The organism is Candidatus Margulisiibacteriota bacterium (assembly GCA_018822365.1).
GTDB lineage: Bacteria > Margulisbacteria > WOR-1 > O2-12-FULL-45-9 > XYB2-FULL-48-7 > XYB2-FULL-45-9.
Genome location: JAHJKL010000046.1, coordinates 1 through 6,127 on the forward strand (window position 1 = coordinate 1; position 6,127 = coordinate 6,127).

Below are 6,127 nucleotides of genomic sequence, written 5' to 3' on the forward strand. Positions count from 1 at the left end.
CCCGGATAGACCAGCCTGACAAAAATATCATTGATGTTGGTTGCCGGAGTATAATCGTAAGTCCCCCAGTTGATGCCGCCATCGGTCGTAAAAGCAGTTGTTCCGCTGTCCCCGGCGGTCCAGCCAAAATCCTTGGTAATAAAAAAGATCGAATTCAGCGGCACGGTCAAAGAGGGGAAGGGATCAACATTTCCCCAGCTGGTGCCGCCGTTCGTCGTTCGGCTTATTGTCCCGTCAGCCAGGGCGGCAAACCCGTTGCTCCGATCATAAAAGAAAATATCGTTAACCGCCGCGTCAAAGATGGCAACCGAAGTAACCGTCATCGCCGAAGCATTAAGGTTGATCGCGCAGTTAGACCCTGTTGAGGTCACTCCCCAAAGCCAGGTATCGATCGCGGCTCCTTCGCCGGTCGTAAAAACTCCTCTAATAATAAACGCGGCGCCGGAAATTAAATTGGTAATATCAGTCGCGGTCCAGGCGGCGCCATCATCTGTGGTAACCAGGTAGCTGGTCGCCGGAGCGGTCGCTACGTTATAGCCGACGATAGTAATATGGGAGCCGTATTTGCTCCCCTTCAAAAAATCAGTATTCGCGGCAACGGCAAAAGTGGAACCAATTTCGGTCGCGGTCGCGCCATCGCTCCAGTAAACTTCTTTGGTCGTTAAAAAATATCCGGAAGTTACGCTCGGGAAAAAGACATCGTTAAAGTTTGACGCGCTCATTCCGGGAAAAACGGCCCAGGTTGTTCCGCCATTGGTTGACTTCAGGGCGGTCCCGGAATTGCCGACGGCATAACCAATGGTGTTGCTGGGGAAATAAATAGCGTTGATATTTTGCGTGGTCCCTGTTTCCTGGGTAACCCAATTTGCCCAGGAAGTCCCGGCAAATGCAATGGAGAGCGCGATCAGAAGTGTTATAAATATTTTGCTCTTCACGATTGTGTGAGAATTTTATAACATGTCCAAAATAAATGCAAGCGGTTTTTTTATCCCTCACCCCTGCGCCCCTCTCCCAAAGGGAGAGGGGAAGTTGTCGCCATGCGACGACGGGGTGAGGGATATAAAACTAAGTGCTATGATATAATCAACGTCATGTTCACAATCGATAACGGTGCCGCAAATATCGTCTCAACTTTAAAAGCTCATGGCTTCCAGGCCTATCTGGTCGGCGGGTGCGTCCGCGACTCCCTGCTTGGGCTGGCCCCTGACGAATGGGATATTGCAACGTCGGCCAGACCGGAAGAGGTCAAGGGGCTTTTTGACAAAGTTGTCCCGACCGGGATCGAGTTCGGGACCATGCTGGTTGTTTTGCCTGAAGGCCAGTATGAGGTAACGACTTTTCGCTCCGACGCCCGGTACGCCGACGGGCGGCATCCGGAAAGCGTCTCTTTCGCCGCCGACCTGAATACCGACCTGTCCCGACGGGATTTTACCATCAACGCCCTTGCCTATGACCAGGCGGAAAACAAACTTGTCGATCTCTTTGACGGGCAGGCCGACCTCAAGCGCCGCCTGATCAAAACCGTCGGAAATCCGCTGGAGCGGTTTCTCGAGGACGGGCTCCGGCCGGTCAGGGCCTGCCGCCTGGCCGCCAAGCTCAGTTTTTCTATCGACCCAAAAACCTTGGCGGCCATTCCTCCCGCGCTGGAAACGGTTAAAAAGGTCGCTCCGGAGAGGTTTCACGACGAATTGATCAAACTTCTCAAGACCGGCCAGCCATCGATCGGCCTTGAACTGATGCGGCAAACCGGCTTGCTCAAGCTTCTGATCCCCGAACTTGACGCTTGTTTTGGGGTCAAACAACCGGCCGAGTTTCACAACTATGACGTCTACTGGCACAGCCTCCGGGCCTGTGATGCCGCGCCGGCCGACAACCCGACCCTCCGCCTCGCCGCCCTGCTGCACGATATCGGCAAACCCTCCTGCAAAGAGGGAATGACCTTTTACAATCACGACCAGGTCGGGGCCAAACTTGTTTCAGAAATATTGCGCCGGCTCCGTTTTGGCAATAGCGAGACCGAACAAGTTTCCTCCCTTATTGCCGGCCACATGTTCGACTACCGGCCGGAGTGGAGCGACGCCGCTGTCCGCCGCTTTATCCGCCGGGCGGGCGGCCTGGAGAACATTGAGACCTTGTTCGAGCTCCGCCGTGCCGACGCTAAAGCGATGAAAGGGACCATGGGAACCGACTACCTCAATGAACTCCGCCGGCGGATCGACAAGATCATTGAAGAAGAGAACGCCCTCCACGTCAAGGAGCTCAAGGTCGACGGCAGAGACATTATGAAAGTGTTAAATATCCCTCCGGGCCCGAAAGTCGGCGAGATCCTCGATCACCTTCTGGAAAAAGTCCTGGACGATCCGAGCCTGAACCAAAAAGAGACGTTGCTTGAACTAGTTAAAAAGTATGGGTAAATTCCTAACAACCCTCACCCCCAACCCCCTCTCCCAAAGGGCGAGGGGGCTCAAGAAACCGCGACGTTTAGTCGCTGGTTTCTTGATTTTTTTTCTGATGACCTTGTTTTTTCTCATAGTTTCACCGGTTAAAGCCGACCAAGCCGCAATCACCAACATCGAGGCGATCAGGGACCGGGGGATCGACTATCTTGATATCTACACCAGCGGCTGGAGCGAGGCCAAAGGGTTGCTGCTCGAAAGAACACTCTATATCGATTTTCCCGGAACAATCAAATCATCTAATATTATAATAAGTAAGGGAAAATCAAAGAGGATCAGTAGTTTTAATGTCATTCAAAAAGACCGGAATACCGCCAGGCTGGTGATCAACCTAAAGAAAAATATTGACTACGATATTATTAACGTTTTTGGGCGTAATAAGACAGTTATTGAGATATATGACCGCTCCGATTCTGTTTACAACGAACAATATTCGTGGGAAGCAAAAAACACCAAGCCTAAATTTGCCCGCTTAAAGCCGGTTAAGTTATCACCTGTTTTACCTGCCAAAACAACTATTTATAAGCCTGACCGAAGGCCGCTTGCCGGTAAAACCATTATCCTTGATCCCGGCCATGGAGGAGACGACCCGGGAGCAACCGCCTGCAATGGTATCCAGGAAAAGTATCTTACCCTATCGACCGCCCGCCGCACCGCCAAATTATTGCGCGAAGCCGGGGGGACTGTTTATCTGACCAGAAACGAGGACCGGCGCTCCAGCCTGAGCGAGGTCGCCGCCTTTGCCAACAAAACAAAAGCTGACATTTTCATTTCAATTCATTATAATTCAACTATCGATTCGGGGATCAAAGGGACCGAGAGTTACTATTATAATCCGGTCAGCCGTCGCTTTGCCGGGATCATGCACGAAGCGCTGGTCCAGAACCTGGGCCGCAAAGACCGGGGGCTCCGCCGGGTCCGTTTCTTTATTGTAAAGTACTCAAATATTCCGGCGGTACTGCTTGAGCCTTGCTACCTGTCCAACGCGAGCGAAGCCAACCTGGCCCGCTCGGCCGATTTTGAAGATAAGGTCGCCGGCTCGATCCTGAAAGGGGTAGAAATTTATTTTAGAAATATCCCACGTTAACATGGAGAATCTTTCGGCCCGGCCGCTTTCCTATAAGCCCCCCCCCTCATCTCCCATTGGGGTCTTTGATTCCGGGGTGGGGGGATTGACCGTCCTTAAAGAGATCATACGCCAGCTGCCGGGAGAAGACGTTGTCTATTTTGCCGATACCGCCCGGGTCCCTTACGGGAACCGCTCGCCGGAAGAGATACTCTCTTTTAATCGGGAGATCATCCGTTTTCTGGTCAAGCGGGGGGTAAAAATGGTCATCATGGCCTGCGGCACCTCTTCTTCCCTTGCCTATCCGGTCATCAAGGATGAATTCGCTATATATTTGGTTAGCCTAATTGAGCCGGGTGCCGAAGAGGCGCTGGCCGCGACCCACTCAGGGAAGATCGGGGTTATCGCTACCAGCGGAACGGTCAACTCCGGGGCCTATGAAAAGGCCATTAAAACATTGAACCCCGATCTTTTGGTGTATTCCCAGGCCTGCCCTCTTTTTGTCCCGCTGGTCGAGGGGGGATGCGAAGACACCGAAGAGGCGCGTAAAGCTGCCAGGGAATACCTGACTCCACTGCTCAACGACAAGATCGACACTTTGGTTCTGGGGTGCACCCATTATCCTCATTTATCAAAAGTGATCAGGGAGGTCGCGGGTCCGGAAGTCGCCCTGGTCGACCCGGCCGGAGCGGCGGTTGCCGCTGCAAAAAGATCGCTAAAAAAAGCCGGCACGCTGAAGCCCGTCGGAGCAGCCGCATCTTATGAATACCTAACAACAGGAGAGCCTCGCCATTTCCAGGAGCTGGGCTCCCGGCTCCTTGGCAAGAATATTACCAGGGCGACCCGGGTAGATTTGCCCCTGAAATAAGTGTAAAATACAAGTATGTACGAGCTGATGGTCGAAGATACTTTTGACGCTGCCCACGCCCTGCGGGGCTATGAAGGCCCGTGCGAGAACCTGCATGGCCACACCTGGCGGATCCAGCTCTATTTAAAGGGAAGCAAGCTTAACAAGCTGGGGCTCCTGGAAGACTTTAAAGCGATCAAAAAGGTTTTGGCCGCGACCCTGGACCAGTTTGACCATAATTATATTAACGAAACGTCCCCTTTCGACAAGATCAATCCGACTTCGGAAAATCTGGCCAAATATTTGTTTGATGAACTAAAAAATCGTTATAAATCAACCCACAAAGTCATTGTTTGGGAGAGTGAGAGGACATATGCCGCTTACTTTTAATTTTACTAAAATGCAGGGACTGGGGAACGATTTTGTCCTGATCGACGGCCGGAAGGAAAAACTTGACCAGCTGGACCTGAAGCAACTGGCGATCGGGCTGTGCGACCGGCATTTTGGGATCGGCGCCGACGGCCTCCTCCTGGTTTGGCCGTCGACCAAAGCGCACTACCGGATGCAAATTATCAACCCTGACGGGTCGGAAGCCGAAATGTGCGGCAACGGGATCCGCTGTTTCGCCCGCTATGTTTACGAGACCGACAAGTTATCCGAAGAGGTGATCTCGGTGGAGACACTGGCCGGAACCCTCCTGCCGGCGGTCATCAAAGAAAACGGACGGATCAGCAACGTGGAAGTTGACATGGGGGAACCCAAGATAACCGACAACTTACAACTCACGACTAACAACCAAACGTATAATGTTCAAGAAGTTTCTATGGGGAACCCGCACGCGGTAATCTTTGTCGATGACTTAGGCGGTCTAGACCTAGCGGCAATCGGCCCGGAGATCGAAAACAACCCCCATTTTCCAAATCGAACCAACGTTGAGTTCGTTAAAGTTTTGAACGATAAAGAGCTTGAAGTCAGAGTTTGGGAACGGGGGGCGGGCGAAACCCTCGCCTGCGGGACCGGCGCCTGCGCCGCCCTGGTCGCCGCTAATTTGGCAGGTAAAACCGGGCGCCGCGCCCTGGTCCGGCTTCCCGGGGGGAACCTGGATATCGAGTGGGGAGAAGACAGCCACGTGTTAATGCGCGGCCCGGCCGAAAAAGTTTTTGAAGGGAGCTTCGTAACCAGCGGCTAAACGCCGCGGATATCTTTTAACCGCGACGTTCAGTCTCGGTACACAAGGAGAACCAAATGAACAAATCTAAACGACTAAATTTGATCCCACCCTATCTATTCGTTAAAATAGAAGAGAAAAAAGCCGAACTGATCAAATCCGGCGTCGACGTCATTGACTTTGGCATTGGTGATCCCGACTTGCCAACGCCAAGCCATATCTTCAAAAAGATGCGCGAGGTTTTGGAAACAAAAGAGGCGGGAAATTATCCCTCAACCAAAGGGGAGCTATCATTTCGCCAGGCGGTCGCCGACTGGTACGACAAAAGATTTAAAGTCCCCCTCAACCCAACCAACGAAGTCTGCGCTTTGATCGGCTCCAAAGAGGGGCTCGCCCATCTTTCCCTCGCCTTCATCGATCAGGGGGATATTGCCCTGGTCCCAGACCCCTCGTATCCGGTTTATAAAATCGCGACCACCCTGGCCGGTGGCGAAACTTATGATCTCCCGCTAACCGCGCAAAACAATTTCTTGCCCGAACTGGACAATGTTCCGGCAACATTCCTGAAAAAAGCCAAAGTTCTATATATC

General features: G+C 52.5%; 7 protein-coding genes. 6 read left to right on the forward strand and 1 reads right to left on the reverse strand.

Annotated elements, in window-relative coordinates; genetic code table 11:
- On the reverse strand, positions 1-935 hold a 935-nt coding region (locus KKF06_03730), incomplete at its 3' end, for a hypothetical protein (GenBank protein ID MBU1616879.1).
- Between the two features lie 156 nt (positions 936-1,091).
- Here KKF06_03730 and KKF06_03735 point away from each other — a divergent pair.
- The 6 genes from KKF06_03735 to KKF06_03760 form a co-directional block, all read left to right on the forward strand.
- The gene (locus tag KKF06_03735; GenBank protein ID MBU1616880.1) at positions 1,092-2,414 is read left to right on the forward strand and encodes a CCA tRNA nucleotidyltransferase; all 1,323 of its coding nucleotides are present in this window, start codon (positions 1,092-1,094) and stop codon (positions 2,412-2,414) included.
- Positions 2,415-2,511: 97 nt separating this feature from the next.
- Positions 2,512-3,543, forward strand: coding sequence for an N-acetylmuramoyl-L-alanine amidase (locus tag KKF06_03740; protein ID MBU1616881.1), 1,032 nt, complete (start codon positions 2,512-2,514; stop codon positions 3,541-3,543).
- 1 nt (position 3,544) lies between these two features.
- The gene (gene murI, locus KKF06_03745) at positions 3,545-4,390 is read left to right on the forward strand and encodes a glutamate racemase (GenBank protein ID MBU1616882.1); all 846 of its coding nucleotides are present in this window, start codon (positions 3,545-3,547) and stop codon (positions 4,388-4,390) included.
- 15 nt (positions 4,391-4,405) lie between these two features.
- A complete protein-coding gene (gene queD / locus KKF06_03750) occupies positions 4,406-4,759 on the forward strand; it encodes a 6-carboxytetrahydropterin synthase QueD (GenBank protein ID MBU1616883.1) in 354 nt (117 codons plus the stop codon).
- The gene (gene dapF / locus KKF06_03755) at positions 4,743-5,558 is read left to right on the forward strand and encodes a diaminopimelate epimerase (GenBank protein MBU1616884.1); all 816 of its coding nucleotides are present in this window, start codon (positions 4,743-4,745) and stop codon (positions 5,556-5,558) included. The genes queD and dapF overlap by 17 nt, the downstream gene beginning before the upstream one ends.
- Positions 5,559-5,614: 56 nt before the next feature.
- Positions 5,615-6,127 (forward strand): aminotransferase class I/II-fold pyridoxal phosphate-dependent enzyme (locus KKF06_03760; protein MBU1616885.1); only part of this gene is annotated, 513 nt, incomplete at its 3' end.

Coding starts and splice junctions, on each gene's coding strand:
- dapF (MBU1616884.1), top strand. CDS start 4,743: ATGCCGCTTACTTTTAATTTTACTAAAATGCAGGGACTGGGGAACGAT.
- murI (MBU1616882.1), top strand. CDS start 3,545: ATGGAGAATCTTTCGGCCCGGCCGCTTTCCTATAAGCCCCCCCCCTCA.
- queD (MBU1616883.1), top strand. CDS start 4,406: ATGTACGAGCTGATGGTCGAAGATACTTTTGACGCTGCCCACGCCCTG.
- KKF06_03735 (MBU1616880.1), top strand. CDS start 1,092: ATGTTCACAATCGATAACGGTGCCGCAAATATCGTCTCAACTTTAAAA.
- KKF06_03740 (MBU1616881.1), top strand. CDS start 2,512: ATGACCTTGTTTTTTCTCATAGTTTCACCGGTTAAAGCCGACCAAGCC.